The organism is Citricoccus muralis (assembly GCF_003386075.1).
Taxonomy (GTDB): Bacteria; Actinomycetota; Actinomycetes; order Actinomycetales; family Micrococcaceae; genus Citricoccus; species Citricoccus muralis.
Map to the genome: position 1 here is coordinate 1,846,492 of NZ_QREH01000001.1, position 15,865 is coordinate 1,862,356.

Genomic DNA, 15,865 nt, shown 5'->3' on the forward strand with positions numbered 1-15,865 from the left:
CGCGGGCAAGACAAAACCCCGCGGTCCCGGCTCCACGAAGGGAACGGGACCACGGGGTTCCGTGGGCCGACGCGCGCCGGGCGACCGGCCGGCGTCGTACGCTGGATTGCTCCTGCGCTACTGCATGTTGGGCGAGACCGCCGAAACGGTCCCGCCCACCAGTGGCAGCGTGAAGATCAGCGCTTCGAGAACTGCGAGGCCTTGCGGGCCTTCTTGAGGCCGGCCTTCTTGCGCTCGACGACGCGGGCGTCACGGGTCAGGAAGCCAGCCTTCTTGAGAGCGGCGCGGTTGTTCTCGCGGTCGATCTCGTTCAGGGCGCGGGCGACACCGAGGCGCACGGCACCGGACTGGCCGGAGGGGCCGCCGCCGGTGATGCGCACGATGACGTCGTAGGCACCCTCGAGCTCGAGGAGCTTGAACGGGTCGTTGACTTCCTGCTGGTGCAGCTTGTTCGGGAAGTAGTTCTCGAGGCTGCGGTCGTTGATGGTCCAGGAGCCGGAGCCCGGGATCAGTCGCACGCGGGCGATGGCCTGCTTGCGGCGACCCACGGCGCCGCCTCCGACGGTCAGCGCGGGGCGCTCAGCGACAGCAACGGCCTCGGGGGCATTGGTGGACTCGGAGGTGTAGCTGGTCAGCTCCACTTCCTCGGTGGACTCATTCTCATTGAGAGTCATGGTTCTCCTTGAAAGATTGTGGTGGTGCTGACCCGTTACTGGGCGACCTGGCCGATTTCGTACGTCTTGGGCTGCTGGGCGGTGTGGGGGTGCTCGGCACCGCGGTACACCTTGAGCTTGTGAAGCTGCTCAGCGGCGAGGGAGTTCTTCGGGAGCATGCCGCGGACGGCCTTCTCCACAGCGCGCACCGGGTTCTTCTCCAGCAGCTCCGCGTAGGAGACAGAAGAGAGACCACCCGGGAAACCGGAGTGGCGGTAGGCGCGCTTCTTCTCGAGCTTGGCGCCGGTCAGGGCCACCTTCTCGGCGTTGATGATGATGACGAAATCGCCCATGTCCATGTGAGGGGCGAAGGTCGGCTTGTGCTTTCCGCGCAGCAGTGTTGCGGTCTGGCTGGCAAGACGACCCAGCACGACATCAGTGGCGTCAATGACGTGCCACTGGCGGTCGGCATCGCCGGGCTTCGGGGTGTACGTACGCACGTTGTTTGCCTTCGTGTTCGGTGTCGGTTACAGATTCCCGGCCCGCGGCGGTGAGTCCGGGGGCCAGTCACTGAGTTCATCGGTGCGCAGCCGGTACGCCAGGTGAGGACTGGAGTGAGGCCGGGTCCGAAAGCTTCCCGGCGGCGCCCTGGGCTATCGCGACCATGCAACCAGGCCACCCGAGGGTACAGCGAATCCGGGAAAGGACACGCACAACGAAGATCAATACTACCGTGTCCACGCAGTAGGGGCAAAGCAGCTGGAAATCAAGGGGAAAGGAGGGCAAAAGGAGGGGGGAAGGAGGGTGGAGGGAGGGGTCAGAGAGGGGTCAGAGAGGGGTCAGAGAGGGTGGAAGGAGGGGCCAGAGAGGGCGAGAGACAAGGGAATGGACGCGCCACAGACCGTACGGCAGGCGCTTCCGCAGGCCTCCACCCCTGCGCACTGCTGCCTCTCCCCTGCAGGCCTCCACCCCTGCGCACTACTGCCTCTCCCCCGCAGGCCTCCACTCCTGCGTGCTACTACCCCTCCCCCGCAGGCCTCCACCCCTGCGCACTACTCCACAGGCGACTGATCATGGAGTGTCATCCACAGATTTTCAGAAGCCCTTTTCGGTGTCCGCAGGGTGTGATCGAATGGACGTATTCGAACACATGTTCCCATGCTGCAGGCCGGGAATCAGCAGAAGCCACCTCGACCAGCGGCGGCGAACAAGCAAGGGAAAGCAAGTACGGGAAAGGAGGGCGGGCATGACTGATGAACACGAGTACCAAGACGGACTTGAGCGCCAGGTCGAGCACAAGGACGAGCACAAGGATGTGGACGACCATGGCTCAGGGGCCGCCCCACTCCCTTCTCTGGACGAGCTCCCGCTCGGTCACCTGACGGCCTTGTTGCAGGAAGCTACCCGAGCCATGGTGCATCGATTGTCCGGCCCCGACGCCTTGCGCGAGTTGACCGCCATGACTCTTCCGGACGACAGCGGCAGTAGGGACTGGGGAGCCATGCTGTCCTCGCCTCCTGACGAGCCGGGTTCGGACGCGATACCAGGGCTGGACTCTGCCTCTGTCCTTGACCCGGCCCCTGTCTTGACCGGGGAAACCGCCACTCACCCCGCTGTCGTTACCCTCCCGGTGCTGCACCAGGTCCTGGAGACCGTGGGGCGCTCCGTCGCGACAGCCCAGATGACCTTGACGGGTCACACGGTGGAGGCCTTCGACAATCCACCAGAACGCCGTCGCCTTCTCGGACTCCCTCAAGGGAAGACCGCCTTCCGCGATGCAACCGACTACCTCAAGATCGCCCTGCGGATCGACGGTCCCGAAGCCCGGCGCCGGACACGCTGGGCGGCCGCCCTGCGACCGACCCGCACGCTGTCCGGTGAGCCCCTGCCTCCCGCCCTCCCCCGGTTGTCCGCCGTCGTCCACGAGGGGAAATTGGACCGTTCCGCCGTGGACATCATCACCACGGCCTTGGACAACGTGCGGCAGATGGCCCGTCGCGTGGAGGCCGATCCACAGGCAGTCTCCGACCTCCTAGATGACGGCGAGGAACGTCTGGTGGCCCAGGCCGAGTCCGTGGATCCGGGCACGCTACGCAAGGTCGCGGCCCACTGGCTGAAGTGGGTCGAAGCGGCCGTGGACCCCGACGGCTCCGAGCCGAACGATGCCACGCTGCCCCAGTTGCAGGGCCTGATCCGCAAGGGTGAACGCAATGGACTGCACCAATGGTTGCTCGCGGTCAATGATGAACAGAACGAGTACCTGCTGACGGTGGCGAACGCCGCCACCAACCCCCGTGCGGTCTACCGCAGCCAGTCGGTGAAGGGTGCGGAAGGTGGCGTCACCGGGAGCGAGCATTCGGATCAGCTGTTGACGGCGGAGGTCCATTCCGAAGAGGACGGTTCCTTGACGGCGGTCACCGCCGTCGACCCGCGCTCAACCCAGCAGAAACAACTCGACGGGCTGATGGCGTGCATCGCCGGCGGCCTGGCCATGATCGAAACGGATCAACTTCCCTCGACTGGTGGCACCCGCCCCCAGGTCTCGGTCCTGATCGACTTCCACACATTGCTGGGCGATCTGGAGAAGGCCGGCACGGTCACCGCCGAAGACCTCCTCCAGTTCGAGTCCTCAGCAACCTTCACCGGTCCGATCCACCCCACCACGATCCGGGCCATGGCCTGTGATGCGGACATCCTTCCGGTGGTGCTCGGATCGAGCGGGGAGGTGCTCGACGTCGGCCGAGCGCAGCGCCTCTTTTCCACCCGACTCCGGCAGGCGGTCGCTGCCCGCGATGGAGGTTGCGCCGCACCCGGTTGTTGGATCCCGGCGCCGTGGTGCGATGTGCATCATGTCGAGCACTGGGAACACGGCGGACCCACCTCAGTCGACAACGGGGTTCTGCTCTGCAACCACCACCATCACGCCGTCCACGCCGGCGCATGGGACATCGACATGGACTCCGGCCGGCCCTGGTTCATACCGGCCCCCTATCTGGATCCACGGCGACAACCACAGCGCAATCGGTTCTGGCGGAGATAGACCCATGGATCTCGGGCAGCAGTTACGCCACGGTCCGACGCGCCCGTGTCCCAGCGGCGCGGGAGGCCAAGGCACGGGGGTCGGAGCCGACGTCGGGGTATTCGACGTGCTCCAGGACCAAAGCGTGCGGCGGTGCGAGCCGCGTCTGCGAGTCACGGACCATGGCCTCCAGACGTTCGCTGACCCAGCCGGCGGGATGGCGCCCCTCCCCCACCTGAACGACGGCCGCCACAAGTGCACGGACCATGTTGTGACAGAACGCGTCGGCCTGCAGGTGGGCAGTGATCAGTCCGGATTGCCCGTCGCGGGTGAAGCCGAAGTCCTGCAGTTCACGGATGGTCGTGGCGCCCGCTCGTGGCTTGCAGAACGTCAAGAAGTCGTGGAGACCGAGCACGGCTTTCGCTTCGGCGTCCATCAGTTCGGCATCCAACGGTTCCTTGTGCCAATACGTCGATCGACGGTTCAGTGGGTCCCGCGTCTCCGAGGAGTCGCTGATGGCATATCTGTACGAGCGCCACAACGCCGAGAACCGCGCATCAAACCCCTCGGGTGCCAAGGATGCTCCCGTCACCACCAGCGCACCCCGTTCGCGGCTCAGAGCGCCGCTGAGACGCCGCACCAAGGTCGACGCCGGCCCGGCCGCGTCCGGATTCCGTGTCACCGCGTTCCATTCGGCCTCGGTCAGATCAAAGTGCACGACCTGACCATGGGCGTGCACTCCGGCATCGGTTCGACCGGCGACCACGGTGCGAACGGGGCGCCGGATGATCATGGCCAGCCCATCCTCGAGGGCTCCCTGGACGGTCGGCAGTCCAGGTTGGGTGGCCCACCCCTTGTAGTCGGTGCCGTCATAGGCCAAGTCCATCCGGACACGGACAAGGGCGGGATCAGACGGCGTGGGCATGGGGATCATTCTAAATCCCGGGCCAGAATGGACAGAATGGAGAACCTTGAGCCGTGGGTGGCCTACCTGTTGACCGTGCTGCCCGGGGTGCTGCTGGTGGGCATCATCGTGTCCCTGCTGCCCCGGCAGGCGCACGGGGTGCGGATCCTCATGCTGGTCCTCGGGTTCATCTTCGTCCGCGACGCTATGAGTCCCCATGGGCTGTGGACGTTCGGCATGGTCGATCCGTCAGGCACGGTGGGTCCGTCCGGCATGGTGGGTCCGTCCGGCATGGTGGGTCCGTCCAGCGCCTCGACGACGGCCGGCTCTTTCGAACTGCCCGTCCTGTGGTTGCGCTTCACTGACGACCCCGTCGCCCTCCTGGTGATGACCGTGGCATCGCTGGCACTCGCAGCAGCGATCATCTTCGCGTGCCGGGACCTCCGGTGGATCGTGCTGTGGACGGGGCCCCGAAGGTGGACCTCAGCACTCGTGGGCCTGGCGGGCGTCGTGGTGATCGCGCTGCCCTTTCTGTACCTTCACGGCACCCTGGTCGAGTGGTTCCCCATCTTGGACGGCACGCCCTTCGCCCGTCCCGCGATTCCAGTTGAGCAGCGCGGCGGGACGGTGGCCGCCGGCGTGGTGGTCCTCTTGGCTGTCTTCGCCCTGTGCGGGAACCTGGTGGAGGAGGTCCTGTTCCGCGGCTTCCTCCAGGCCCATCTGGAGGATCACCTGCCAGGACGGTCCGGCCGCTGGCGAGCAGCGCTACTCTCGGCACTGATCTTTGCCGCCGGACACCTGTTCCTCGCCTACAACATCACCGGCGTGGGTTGGCCGCTGCTCGCCTTCACCCTCTTCGAAGGGCTCGTCTGTGCCGTCATCGCGATGCGCCACGGCGTCCTCGGGGCGACCGTGGCACACGGCGGCGCCATCTTCCTGCTGACGTCTGGACTCATCTGACGCCCCCTCATCCACTGACGTGTATTGGCCTGCCCTGACGCGATGTACCCTGCGCTGCCATGGCCTGACTTGCCTGTCCTGACCTGCCCTGCCTTGCACTGGCGCGTCGTGACCCGCCTCAACCTGGCCTCAGCTGTCATGCCCTGCCCTTCCTGCCCTTCCTTCCTGCCCTTCCTTCCTGCCTGCCTGCCTGCCTGCCTGCCTGCCTGCCTGCCTGCCTGGAGCAAGCCCTACCCCCCATCAGAAAGCCCGGCGGGCTGCCCCCGCTCCGAAGACGCGACCGTTAAACCAAACGACCCGTCCCTCCGCACGTGTTGTGCGTAGGAACGGGTCATTCTGATGGTGTCTGGAGAACACTCTGCAGACAGCCGGTTCAGACCGAGAAGATCACTTCTCTTCGGTCTTCTCCTCTGCGGCAGGAGCCTCAGCGGCTTCGGCAGCCGGAGCCTCAGCAGCCGGAGCCTCAGCAGCCTCGGCGGCCGGAGCCTCGGTCTCGGCAGCTTCGGACTCGGCCGCGGGGGCCTCAGCCGGAGCAGCGGTCTCGGCGGCCTTCTCGGCCTCCTTGACTACGGCCTGCTTCGGGGACACCGGCTCCATGACGAGCTCGATGACTGCCATCGGGGCGTTGTCGCCGTGACGGTTGCCGATCTTGGTGATCCGGGTGTAGCCACCCTCGCGCTCGGCCATGGCCGGGCCGATCACCGTGAACAGCTCGTGCACGATGGTCTTGTTGGTGCGGTTCTTGGCCGAGATGATGCCCTGGACCTTGCGACGCGAAGCCAGATCGCCCTTCTTGGCGAAGGTGATCAGACGCTCGGCGAAGGGACGCAGGCGCTTGGCCTTGGTCACCGTCGTGGTGATCTTCTTGTGCTCGAACAGGTTGGCCGACAGGTTGGCCAGCATGATCCGCTCGTGGGCAGGGCCGCCGCCCAGGCGCGGTCCCTTAGTGGGGGTAGGCATTGGTGTTTCTCCTCAGATGGACCCTGACGGCTGCCGGCCATCAGGACACTATTGGTGGTGGTACAGCGAGTGAAGAGAGTGACTCAAGACCGGACCGAAGCCCGATCCCGGTTCACGGCTCAGTACTCGCCGTAGGACTCCTCGGACTCCTGGGAGTGCAGCGAGGGGTCATAGCCAGCCGGGGAGTCCTTCAGGGACAGACCCAGTTCGGTCAGCTTTTCCTTGACCTCGTCGATGGACTTGGCACCGAAGTTCCGGATGTCCATGAGATCGGCCTCGGAGCGAGCAACGAGCTCGCCAACGGTGTGGATGCCCTCGCGCTTCAGGCAGTTGTAGGAGCGCACGGTCATTTCCAGGTCCTCGATCGGCAGTGCCATATCGGCGGCCACCGTGGTGTCCGTCGGGCTCGGACCGATCTCGATGCCTTCGGCTTCCAGGTTCAGCTCACGGGCCAGGCCGAAGAGCTCCACCAGGGTGGTGCCGGCAGAGGCCACGGCGTCACGCGGAAGCATGGACTCCTTGGTCTCGACGTCGAGGATGAGGCGATCGAAGTCGGTGCGCTGCTCCACGCGGGTGGCCTCGACCTTGAAGGTGACCTTCAGGACCGGCGAGTAGATGGAGTCAACCGGGATCCGGCCGATCTCCGCGTCACCGGTCTTGTTCTGGGCTGCCGTGACGTAGCCGCGGCCACGCTCGACGATGAGCTCCATGTCGAACTTGCCCTTGCCGTTCAGGGTGGCAATGTGCAGGTCCGGGTTGTGGACCTCGACACCGGCCGGGGACGTGATGTCCGCAGCGGTGACGACGCCGGGACCCTGCTTGCGCAGGTAGGCGACCACGGGCTCATCGTGCTCGGAGGAGACCGAGAGCTTCTTGATGTTCAGGATGACCTCGGTGACGTCTTCCTTCACACCGGAAACAGTGCTGAACTCGTGCAGCACCCCATCCACGCGGATGCTGGTAACAGCAGCGCCCGGGATGGAGGACAACAGGGTCCGGCGAAGGGAGTTTCCGAGGGTGTAGCCGAAACCGGGCTCCAGCGGTTCGATGATGAACCGGGAACGGTTGTCGGCAACGACTTCTTCAGTCAGCGTGGGGCGCTGTGCAATGAGCACTGACATTTCCTTTCGGCGAGCGTCCGCCATATGACGCACACGATGGGTGGAAACGAATGGGGTGGGCGGGAGTGCACCGATGCGCACGCCCCGGCTGGCCGGAAAAGCCCGGAACCAGCCGAGGTGCGTGCGCTCGGTACGAGGTCAGACGCGGCGGCGCTTGGCCGGGCGGCAACCGTTGTGGGCAGAAGGGGTGACGTCCGAGATGGAGCCGACCTCGAGGCCAGCGGCCTGGAGCGAACGGATCGCGGTCTCGCGGCCGGAGCCGGGACCCTTCACGAAGACGTCAACCTTGCGCAGTCCGTGCTCCTGAGCGGCCTTGGCAGCCTTCTCGGCAGCCATCTGTGCGGCATAGGGGGTGGACTTGCGGGAGCCCTTGAATCCCACATCGCCGGCCGAGGCCCACGAGATGACAGCACCGGTGGTGTCCGTGATGGACACGATGGTGTTGTTGAAGGTGCTCTTGATGTGGGCCTGGCCCACGGTGATGTTCTTCTTGTCCTTGCGACGAGGCTTGCGGGTGACCGCAGCACGTGTCTTGGGGGGCATGTGTCTCTCCTACGAAAGCTGGTGTTGTGCGGAAGTGACTGTCTTGCTGGGGAGAAGCCGGAGGCATCCGTGAACCGGGATCGTGGCGGGGTGGCCGTCCCGTTCCGGGTGACTACTTCTTCTTGCCGGCGACAGTCTTCTTCGGGCCCTTGCGGGTACGGGCGTTGGTCTTCGTGCGCTGGCCGTGCACGGGCATGCCGCGGCGGTGGCGGATGCCCTGGTAGGAGCCGATCTCGACCTTGCGGCGGATGTCGGCTGCCACCTCGCGGCGCAGGTCACCCTCCACCTTGAAGTTGGCCTCGATGTAGTCGCGCAGTGCAACCAGCTGTTCGTCTGCCAGGTCCTTGACGCGAGTGTTCGGGTCGATGCCCGTCGCTTCGATGGCCTGCTCGGAGCGGGTCTGGCCCACACCGAAGATGTACGTGAGAGCGATGACGACGCGCTTTTCGCGCGGGATGTCGACGCCTGCTAGACGTGCCATATGGCCGTCCTCCTTGTTCTTCTGAAGCAAAGGTCTGCACCAGCACGTCCCCTCCCCCGGGAATCTCTTCCCTGCGGTGCCTTGTTGACGGTTCCGGCGAAGTTCCGGAGTTTCATTCCGCCGACCGGCGTTGCCGCGGTTCGGGTCCCCGGCCCTTGCGTCCAGGGGTTGCCGTTCACCTCGGCCCCTGCTGGACCCCGGAGGGACTCAGGCAGGAATCCGTGGATTCCGGCTGTGCTGCTGTTTGGTCCGGTTGGACCTGGTCATCCGGTTGTGTTCCGGCCGACCTGAGGGTGCTGCGCGTAGACGATCCCGTCGAAAGACGAGGTCAGCCCTGGCGCTGCTTGTGGCGTGGGTTCTCGCAGATCACCAGGACGCGGCCCTTACGGCGCACCACCTGGCACTTTTCACAGATCCGCTTCACGCTCGGCTGAACCTTCATGGTTCCTCCTCCAGCGCTTGCTGTTTAGTGGTGGATGGGTTTACTTGTAGCGGTACACGATACGGCCCCGGTTGAGGTCGTACGGGCTAAGTTCCACGACGACTCGGTCCTCGGGGAGGATTCGGATGTAGTGCTGACGCATCTTTCCCGAGATCGTGGCCAGAACAACATGGTCGTTCTGCAGACGGACGCGGAACATTGCGTTCGGCAATGCTTCGTTGACCGTGCCCTCAACCTCGATGACACCTTCCTTCTTAGCCATGTCCTCCACTTACGTTGTGCCAGATTCCAGGCGTCGGCACGGGCGGTGCATCCAGGTCGCAGGCGACTCGAATACCCCACGTCCGTTGGACGATTGAAACCAGGCGGGGATGTTTCCGGCTGACCACCAGGGCGCATTCCAGGGGTACCTCGGGAATTCCGAAAGAACTCTCAAGGACACGGCGCACCGCAGAGACAACCAGCAAGCAATACTACTGGTTTCGCGCACAGAAGTGAAATTCACCCGCGTCAGAGTTGACCGGCCTTGGGGAAAGGGGTAGCGCCTCGGTGCCGGATGCGGCGATGCCGCTGCGCACTACGGCTGCCGTCTACTCGCCGAGGGGAACGGGCACTACGCCGAGCGGGGCGAGATCGGCCGCGCCGCCGTCGGGCATGGTGAGCACCCAGATGCCGCCGCGATGCCGCGCGACCGAGTGCTCCCACTGGCTGGCCCGGGCCCCGTCACGGGTGACCACGGTCCAGTCGTCGGAGAGAACGTCCGTGGCCAGGCCGCCGCGCACGAGCATGGGCTCGATCGCCAGGCACAGCCCCGGCTTGACCTTGGGGCCACGGTGTCGGGACCGGTAGTTGAGCACGTCCGGGGCCTGGTGCATGGCCGTGCCGATGCCGTGACCCACGTAGTCCTGGAGGATGCCCAGCGGGGCACCGGGCTGTGCGGAGACGAAATCATCGATGGCGTCACCGATATCACCGATGTACTTGGCCGTGGCGAACGCGGCGATGCCGTGCCACAGCGCCTGGCGCGTGATCTCGGACAGTCGCTCGTCCTCGGGATCGGCCGTGCCGGCTGCCGAGGAGCCCAGAACCACGGTGCGGGCCGAATCGGAGTGCCAGCCGTCGATGATGCAGCCACCGTCGATCTTCAGCACGTCCCCGGCCTGGAGGACCCGCTCCCCCGGGATCCCGTGCACCACTTCCTCGTTCACCGAGGCGCAGATGGTGGCCGGGTAGCCGTAGTAGCCCAGGAAGTTCGGCGTGGCGCCGGCCTCCTCGACAACCGCAGCGAACACGGCGTCGACGGCGGCCGTCGTCGTTCCCGGGACAGCCGCCGCGACGGCCGCGTCCAGGGCGCGGTGAAGGACCAGTCCGGCACGATGCATGGTCTGCATCTGCGGGACGGACTTCAGTTCGACCTGGCGGCGGCTCATCACAGCGGCTTCTCGGATCCTTCGTTGCGGGGTTCTGAATTATGCGGGTTCTGGACTACCCGGGCTCTGGACTACTCGGGTTCTGACCTACTCGGGTTCCGAATTACTCGGGCTCTGAACTACCCGAGCCCTGGATTACTCTGGGTTCTCGCCGTCGCCCTGGCCGATCGGCTGGACCACGGGAAGGTTGCCGGTGCGCTCACGGACGGAGTACACGGCCTGGAGCAGGCGCTCGGTGATGTCGTCGATCTGGCCGGTGCCGTCCACGCGGGCCACGATGCCGCGGGACACATAGGACTCGATCACGGCCTGGGTCTGCTCGTGGTAGAGGTCCAGGCGGTGCTGGATGACCTCAGCGGTGTCGTCAGCGCGCCCATCGGTCTCGGCACGGTTCAGCAGTCGTGCCACGAGCTCTTCGTCCGGAACCGTCAGCTCGATGACGACCGTCAGGGCCTGCCCATCTTCCGTCAGGAAGCCGTCGAGGGCCTCCACCTGACCGGCAGTACGCGGGTAGCCGTCCAGCAGGAAGCCGTGCTCGGCGTCGGACTGGCGGATACGGTCGGCGACCATGCGGTTGGTGACCTCGTCCGGGACGAAGTCGCCATTGTCCATGTACTTCTTGGCTTCCTTACCGAGCTCCGTCATTTCCTTGACGTTGTACCGGAAGATGTCGCCCGTGGAAATGGCCACGATGCCGAGCTTGTCCGCAATACGGGAAGCCTGGGTGCCCTTGCCGGACCCGGGAGGGCCCATCATCAGCATGCGGGTCATAGGTATTCCTTACTGTCGATCAGCGTGAATATTCGGTTTTCAGGAGTACGTCTGGGGGTAACGACTATGGGGTGACGACTATGGCGTTATGACTATGAGGTTAGGACTATGGAGTGACCACAGCGTGGCACGGTCCGGACCCAACGCTGGGCCCGGGCGCACCCCCCCCCGGGAGTCGAGGACCGCTACCGCAGCAGGCCCTCGTAGTTGTGCTGCTCCATCTGCGCATTGATCTGCTTGATGGTCTGCAGCGCAACGCCAACCATGATGAGGATCGAGATGCCGCCGAACGGGAAGTTCTGGTCGGCGTTGATCAGCACGAAGGCGATCATCGGGATCATCGCCAGGACACCAAGGTACATCGCACCCGGGAAGGTGATCCTGCTGATGACGTACTCGAGGTACTTCTCGGTCGGACGGCCAGCACGGACACCGGGGATGAAACCGCCGTATTTCTTCATGTTGTCGCTGATCTCGACCGGATTGAACGTGATCGTCACGTAGAAGTACGTGAAGCCGATCGTCAACAGGAAGAACAGGATCATGTAGACCGGGTGCGAGCCGGTGCCGAAGTACTCGGAGAGGAAGATGACCCATTGCGGCGGCGTGGTGCCGTCCTGCGGGGTGTTGAACTGGATGAGGATGCCCGGGAGCATCATGATCGAGGACGCGAAGATCACGGGGATCACGCCGGCCATGTTCACCTTGATCGGGATGTACGTGGACGTCCCGCCCACGGTACGGCGGCCGATCTGGCGCTTGGCGTACTGCACCGGAACGCGGCGCTGGGACTCCTCCACGAACACCACGGCCATGATGGTCAGCAGGCCGACGATCATCACGATGCCGAACACGCGCCAGCCCTGCGTGGACCAGATCTGTCCCAAGCCGGCCGGGAAGCCTGCGGCGATGGACAGGAAGATCAGCAGGGACATGCCGTTGCCGACGCCGCGTTCGGTAATGAGCTCGCCCAGCCACATGATCAGGACGGTGCCCGAGGTCAGGGTGGCGATCATCAGCAGGAGCACCGGGAGGCTGTCATCCGGCACGATCGGCAGGTTGCAGCCGAGCAGCGCGCCGGTGCGTGCCAGCGAGACGATTGTGGTGGCGTTCAGCAGTGCCAGGGCCACGGTGAGGTAGCGCGTGTACTGGGTCAGCTTGGACTGGCCCTGGGCGCCTTCCTTCTGCAGCTCCTCGAAGCGGGGAATGACCACTCGCAGCAACTGCACGATGATGGCCGCCGTGATGTAGGGCATGATGCCGAGGGCGAAGACGGAGACCTGCAGCATCGCGCCGCCGGAGAACATGTTCACGAACGAGTACAGGCCGCCCGTGGTGTTGCCCTGGTCCAGGCAGACCTGCACGGTCCCGTAGTCAACACCGGGGGCAGGGACGAAGGCCCCGATCCGGTAGATGACGACGATCCCTAGGGTGAACCAGATCTTTCGCCTCAGGTCGGGCGTCCGGAAAACCCGGGCAATCGCGCTGAACAAGCGTCCTCCTGGAGGTGGATGGTGCTGTGGTTGGACGCGGAAAGAAGCACTGGCGAAGGGTTGCCTTCGGCAGAACCGTTGCCGGAACCACTGACCGAGTCTAACGGAAAGAAGAAGGCCCCCGTGCCGCTATCCACGCAAAATGCACATGGACGGCGGCCCGGGGGCCAACTTTCGATTAACGGGAGGCTACGCTGAACCCCCGCAGAACCGGACTAAACCAGTTCAGAGGGTCTCGGTGGACCCACCGGCTGCGGAGATCTTCTCCGCCGCGGAGGACGAGAAGGCGTTGGCCTTCACGTTCACCGCCACGGTGATCTCGCCGGTCCCGAGGACCTTCACCGGCTGGTTCTTGCGGACCAGGCCCTTGGCGATCAGATCGTCCACGGTCACGTCGCCGCCGGCCGGGAAGTGCTCCGACAGCTTGTCCAGGTTCACGACCTGGAACTCGACCTTGAACGGGTTCTTGAAGCCACGCAGCTTCGGCAGACGCATCTGCAGCGGCACCTGGCCGCCTTCGAAGCCGGCCTTCACCTGGTAGCGCGCCTTGGTGCCCTTGGTACCGCGACCAGCGGTCTTGCCCTTGGACGCCTCGCCGCGACCCACGCGGGTCTTGGCCTTCTTGGAGCCGGGGGCCGGACGCAGGTCGTGGACCTTGATCGCGTTCGGGCCTTCGACTGTGCTGTCAACTGAGCGTTCATCAGCCATTGTTGACCTCCTCAACCTTCACCAGGTGCGGCACGGTGTTGACCATGCCCACGGTGACCTCATCAGCCTTGCGGTTGACCGTGTGGCCGATCCGCTTGAGGCCGAGGGACCGCAGGGTGTCGCGCTGGTTCTGCTTACCGCCGATGGCGGACTTGATCTGGGTGATTTCCAGCGTGGCATCGCTCACGGCGACGTTCTTACGCGTGCTGAAATTAGCCATTGGCGGCACCTGCCTTCTCGCTCTTCTTCGCGCGATCCTGCTCCATGGTGCGGAGCATCGCGTGAGGAGCGACCTCGTCCAGGGTCTTGCCACGACGGGCAGCCACGGACTGGGGCTCCTCCAGCTGCTTGAGGGCATCCACGGTGCCGCGCACGATGTTGATCACGTTGGCGGACCCCATCGACTTCGACAGCACGTCGTGAATACCTGCGCACTCCAGCACGGCGCGGACCGGACCACCGGCGATCACGCCGGTACCCGGGGAAGCCGGACGCAGGAGCACCACACCGGCGGCGTCCTCACCCTGCACGAGGTGCGGGATGGTGGAGCCGACGCGCGGAACGCGGAAGAAGGACTTCTTGGCCTCTTCCACGCCCTTCTGGATGGCTGCCGGAACTTCCTTGGCCTTGCCGTAGCCGACGCCCACCAGGCCGTCGCCGTCGCCCACGATCACCAGGGCGGTGAAGGAGAACCGACGACCACCCTTGACGACCTTGGACACGCGGTTGATGGCCACGACGCGCTCGAGGAACTTGTCCTTGTCGTCGTCGCGACCGCCACGGCCACCACGGTCGTCGCGGCGTCCGCCACGGCCACCCCGGTCGTTACCGCCGGCGTTGCCGCCACGGTCGTTGCCGCGGCCGCCGGCGTTGCCGCCACGGCCGCCACGGTTGCCCTGGCCTTCAGTGGACTGGCTGGCCGAACCGGCAGCGGTCTCAGACGCGCCGCCAACGGCAGTGTTCTCGGTGTTTTCGGTCACCTGAGTGTCCTTCTTGTTGCTCTCGGTGTTCGACTCGCTCACAGCTGCAGCCCACCTTCCCGGGCACCGTCAGCGACGGCGGCCACACGACCGTGGTACTTGTTGCCGCCGCGGTCGAAGACCACGGCCTCAATGCCGGCGGCCTTGGAACGCTCGGCCACCAGCTCGCCGACCTTCTTCGCCTTGGCGGACTTGTCGCCCTCGAGGGCGCGCAGGTCGGCTTCCATGGTGGAGGCCGAGGCCAGGGTGACACCGCGGGTGTCGTCCACGACCTGCACGAAGATGTGACGTGCGGAGCGGTTCACCACCAGACGGGGACGGATGGCAGTGCCGGAGATCCGCTTGCGAACGCGCAAGTGGCGGCGGGTGCGGGAGACGAACTTCCCCTTGCCCTTCACTTTCAGCGTGGACATTACTTACCTGCCTTTCCGGCCTTGCGGCGAATAACCTCGCCTGCGTAACGCACACCCTTGCCCTTGTACGGGTCAGGACGGCGGAGCTTACGGATGTTCGCAGCGGTCTCGCCGACGCGCTGCTTGTCGATGCCGACCACGGTCACCTTGTTGCCCTCGACCTTGAAGGAGATTCCCTCCGGGGCCTTGACGGGAACGGGGTGCGAGTAGCCGAGGGCGAACTCGAGGTCCGAGCCCTTGGCGAGCACGCGGTAACCGGTGCCGATGACCTCGAGCTGCTTCTCGTAACCATCGGTGACACCGACGATCATGTTCGAGATGAGAGTGCGGGTCAGGCCGTGCAGGGAACGCGATTCGCGCTCGTCGTTCGGGCGGGTCACCGTGATGGTGCCCTCCTCGAACGCGATCTCGATCGGGCTGGCCACAGCGTGGCTCAGCTCGCCTTTGGGGCCCTTCACGGCAACGTTCGATCCGTCGATCTTGATCTCGACGCCGGACGGCACGGTAATCGGAAGACGTCCAATACGTGACATGTCTGTTCTACCTTTCTTCCGTCTTAGCCGTTACCAGACGTAAGCGAGGATTTCCCCACCTACGCCCTTCTTGGCTGCCTGGCGGTCGGTGAGCAGACCGGAGGAGGTGGACAGGATGGCGATACCCAGGCCGCCCAACACGTGCGGCAGGTTGGTGGACTTGGCGTACACGCGCAGACCGGGCTTGGAGATGCGGCGCAGGCCGGCAATGGCCCGCTCGCGCTGAGGACCGAACTTCAGCTCGATGACGAGCCTCTTGCCCACCTGGGCGTCCTCTTCCTTGTAGTCAGCGATGTAGCCCTCGGACTTGAGAATGTCGGCCACGCGAATCTTCAGCTTGGACGACGGCATTTCCACGGAGTCGTGGAAGGCCGAGTTGGCGTTGCGCAGACGCGTCAGCATGTCTGCGACAGGATCTGTCATGGTCATGTGGGCTTCATGCCCTTCCTCGTTG

Annotated in this window: 20 protein-coding genes; 2 read left to right on the forward strand and 18 right to left on the reverse strand. The window is 65.0% G+C overall.

Features of this window, described 5'->3' with window-relative positions:
• Positions 1–176: 176 nt before the first annotated feature.
• Both rpsI and rplM read right to left on the reverse strand, forming a co-directional pair.
• The gene (rpsI, locus tag C8E99_RS08130; RefSeq protein ID WP_115931865.1) at positions 177–674 is read right to left on the reverse strand and encodes a 30S ribosomal protein S9; all 498 of its coding nucleotides are present in this window, start codon (positions 672–674) and stop codon (positions 177–179) included.
• A gap of 35 nt (positions 675–709) precedes the next feature.
• Positions 710–1,153 carry a 50S ribosomal protein L13 gene (rplM, locus tag C8E99_RS08135; protein WP_115931866.1) on the reverse strand — a complete coding sequence of 148 codons (444 nt, stop codon included), beginning with the start codon at positions 1,151–1,153 and terminating at the stop codon, positions 710–712.
• Between the two features lie 746 nt (positions 1,154–1,899).
• On the opposite strand from rplM, the gene C8E99_RS08140 reads away from it, so the two are divergent.
• The gene (locus C8E99_RS08140; protein WP_170144562.1) at positions 1,900–3,693 is read left to right on the forward strand and encodes an HNH endonuclease signature motif containing protein; all 1,794 of its coding nucleotides are present in this window, start codon (positions 1,900–1,902) and stop codon (positions 3,691–3,693) included.
• A gap of 22 nt (positions 3,694–3,715) precedes the next feature.
• Here the strand turns inward: C8E99_RS08140 and truA are convergent, their stop codons facing one another.
• Positions 3,716–4,606 carry a tRNA pseudouridine(38-40) synthase TruA gene (truA, locus tag C8E99_RS08145; protein ID WP_115931868.1) on the reverse strand — a complete coding sequence of 297 codons (891 nt, stop codon included), beginning with the start codon at positions 4,604–4,606 and terminating at the stop codon, positions 3,716–3,718.
• A 27-nt stretch (positions 4,607–4,633) separates the two neighbouring features.
• Here truA and C8E99_RS08150 point away from each other — a divergent pair, with 27 nt between their 5' ends.
• Positions 4,634–5,536, forward strand: coding sequence for a CPBP family intramembrane glutamic endopeptidase (locus C8E99_RS08150; RefSeq protein WP_115931869.1), 903 nt, complete (start codon positions 4,634–4,636; stop codon positions 5,534–5,536).
• Positions 5,537–5,923: 387 nt separating this feature from the next.
• Here the strand turns inward: C8E99_RS08150 and rplQ are convergent, their stop codons facing one another.
• From rplQ to rpsH, 15 genes are all read right to left on the reverse strand, one after another.
• Positions 5,924–6,496 (reverse strand): 50S ribosomal protein L17, encoded by a 573-nt coding sequence (gene rplQ, locus C8E99_RS08155; RefSeq protein ID WP_115931870.1) that lies wholly within the window; start codon positions 6,494–6,496, stop codon positions 5,924–5,926.
• A gap of 119 nt (positions 6,497–6,615) precedes the next feature.
• A complete protein-coding gene (locus C8E99_RS08160; protein WP_115931871.1) occupies positions 6,616–7,611 on the reverse strand; it encodes a DNA-directed RNA polymerase subunit alpha in 996 nt (331 codons plus the stop codon).
• 144 nt (positions 7,612–7,755) lie between these two features.
• Complete coding sequence (gene rpsK, locus C8E99_RS08165; protein ID WP_115931872.1) at positions 7,756–8,160, reverse strand: 30S ribosomal protein S11; 405 nt, start codon at positions 8,158–8,160, stop codon at positions 7,756–7,758.
• 112 nt (positions 8,161–8,272) lie between these two features.
• Positions 8,273–8,641 (reverse strand): 30S ribosomal protein S13, encoded by a 369-nt coding sequence (gene rpsM, locus C8E99_RS08170; protein ID WP_115931873.1) that lies wholly within the window; start codon positions 8,639–8,641, stop codon positions 8,273–8,275.
• Positions 8,642–8,969: 328 nt separating this feature from the next.
• The gene (gene rpmJ / locus C8E99_RS08175; protein WP_115931874.1) at positions 8,970–9,083 is read right to left on the reverse strand and encodes a 50S ribosomal protein L36; all 114 of its coding nucleotides are present in this window, start codon (positions 9,081–9,083) and stop codon (positions 8,970–8,972) included.
• 40 nt (positions 9,084–9,123) lie between these two features.
• The gene (infA, locus tag C8E99_RS08180; protein WP_115933332.1) at positions 9,124–9,345 is read right to left on the reverse strand and encodes a translation initiation factor IF-1; all 222 of its coding nucleotides are present in this window, start codon (positions 9,343–9,345) and stop codon (positions 9,124–9,126) included.
• A 328-nt stretch (positions 9,346–9,673) separates the two neighbouring features.
• The gene (gene map, locus C8E99_RS08185) at positions 9,674–10,513 is read right to left on the reverse strand and encodes a type I methionyl aminopeptidase (protein WP_115931875.1); all 840 of its coding nucleotides are present in this window, start codon (positions 10,511–10,513) and stop codon (positions 9,674–9,676) included.
• Between the two features lie 135 nt (positions 10,514–10,648).
• Positions 10,649–11,284 (reverse strand): adenylate kinase, encoded by a 636-nt coding sequence (locus C8E99_RS08190; RefSeq protein ID WP_115931876.1) that lies wholly within the window; start codon positions 11,282–11,284, stop codon positions 10,649–10,651.
• Positions 11,285–11,469: 185 nt separating this feature from the next.
• Positions 11,470–12,777: a preprotein translocase subunit SecY gene (gene secY / locus C8E99_RS08195; protein WP_115931877.1), complete on the reverse strand. Its 1,308-nt coding sequence runs from the start codon at positions 12,775–12,777 to the stop codon at positions 11,470–11,472.
• A 225-nt stretch (positions 12,778–13,002) separates the two neighbouring features.
• Positions 13,003–13,485 carry a 50S ribosomal protein L15 gene (gene rplO, locus C8E99_RS08200; RefSeq protein ID WP_115931878.1) on the reverse strand — a complete coding sequence of 161 codons (483 nt, stop codon included), beginning with the start codon at positions 13,483–13,485 and terminating at the stop codon, positions 13,003–13,005.
• Entirely contained in the window at positions 13,478–13,705 is a 228-nt protein-coding gene (gene rpmD / locus C8E99_RS08205; RefSeq protein WP_115931879.1) for a 50S ribosomal protein L30, read from the reverse strand. The genes rplO and rpmD overlap by 8 nt, the downstream gene beginning before the upstream one ends.
• A complete protein-coding gene (gene rpsE, locus C8E99_RS08210) occupies positions 13,698–14,465 on the reverse strand; it encodes a 30S ribosomal protein S5 (protein ID WP_425452877.1) in 768 nt (255 codons plus the stop codon). The genes rpmD and rpsE overlap by 8 nt, the downstream gene beginning before the upstream one ends.
• A gap of 38 nt (positions 14,466–14,503) precedes the next feature.
• The gene (rplR, locus tag C8E99_RS08215; RefSeq protein WP_115931881.1) at positions 14,504–14,878 is read right to left on the reverse strand and encodes a 50S ribosomal protein L18; all 375 of its coding nucleotides are present in this window, start codon (positions 14,876–14,878) and stop codon (positions 14,504–14,506) included.
• A complete protein-coding gene (gene rplF, locus C8E99_RS08220) occupies positions 14,878–15,411 on the reverse strand; it encodes a 50S ribosomal protein L6 (protein ID WP_115931882.1) in 534 nt (177 codons plus the stop codon). The genes rplR and rplF overlap by 1 nt, the downstream gene beginning before the upstream one ends.
• 30 nt (positions 15,412–15,441) lie before the next feature.
• Entirely contained in the window at positions 15,442–15,840 is a 399-nt protein-coding gene (gene rpsH, locus C8E99_RS08225) for a 30S ribosomal protein S8 (RefSeq protein WP_115931883.1), read from the reverse strand.
• Positions 15,841–15,865: the final 25 nt, after the last annotated feature.

Excerpts from the sequence above, each read along its gene's own strand:
- rpsI (WP_115931865.1), bottom strand. The coding sequence starts at position 674 with ATGACTCTCAATGAGAATGAGTCCACCGAGGAAGTGGAGCTGACCAGC.
- C8E99_RS08140 (WP_170144562.1), top strand. The coding sequence starts at position 1,900 with ATGACTGATGAACACGAGTACCAAGACGGACTTGAGCGCCAGGTCGAG.
- truA (WP_115931868.1), bottom strand. The coding sequence starts at position 4,606 with ATGATCCCCATGCCCACGCCGTCTGATCCCGCCCTTGTCCGTGTCCGG.
- C8E99_RS08150 (WP_115931869.1), top strand. The coding sequence starts at position 4,634 with ATGGAGAACCTTGAGCCGTGGGTGGCCTACCTGTTGACCGTGCTGCCC.
- rplQ (WP_115931870.1), bottom strand. The coding sequence starts at position 6,496 with ATGCCTACCCCCACTAAGGGACCGCGCCTGGGCGGCGGCCCTGCCCAC.
- rpsK (WP_115931872.1), bottom strand. The coding sequence starts at position 8,160 with ATGCCCCCCAAGACACGTGCTGCGGTCACCCGCAAGCCTCGTCGCAAG.
- rpsM (WP_115931873.1), bottom strand. The coding sequence starts at position 8,641 with ATGGCACGTCTAGCAGGCGTCGACATCCCGCGCGAAAAGCGCGTCGTC.
- rpmJ (WP_115931874.1), bottom strand. The coding sequence starts at position 9,083 with ATGAAGGTTCAGCCGAGCGTGAAGCGGATCTGTGAAAAGTGCCAGGTG.
- infA (WP_115933332.1), bottom strand. The coding sequence starts at position 9,345 with ATGGCTAAGAAGGAAGGTGTCATCGAGGTTGAGGGCACGGTCAACGAA.
- map (WP_115931875.1), bottom strand. The coding sequence starts at position 10,513 with ATGAGCCGCCGCCAGGTCGAACTGAAGTCCGTCCCGCAGATGCAGACC.
- C8E99_RS08190 (WP_115931876.1), bottom strand. The coding sequence starts at position 11,284 with ATGACCCGCATGCTGATGATGGGCCCTCCCGGGTCCGGCAAGGGCACC.
- rplO (WP_115931878.1), bottom strand. The coding sequence starts at position 13,485 with ATGGCTGATGAACGCTCAGTTGACAGCACAGTCGAAGGCCCGAACGCG.
- rpmD (WP_115931879.1), bottom strand. The coding sequence starts at position 13,705 with ATGGCTAATTTCAGCACGCGTAAGAACGTCGCCGTGAGCGATGCCACG.
- rplR (WP_115931881.1), bottom strand. The coding sequence starts at position 14,878 with ATGTCCACGCTGAAAGTGAAGGGCAAGGGGAAGTTCGTCTCCCGCACC.
- rplF (WP_115931882.1), bottom strand. The coding sequence starts at position 15,411 with ATGTCACGTATTGGACGTCTTCCGATTACCGTGCCGTCCGGCGTCGAG.
- rpsH (WP_115931883.1), bottom strand. The coding sequence starts at position 15,840 with ATGACCATGACAGATCCTGTCGCAGACATGCTGACGCGTCTGCGCAAC.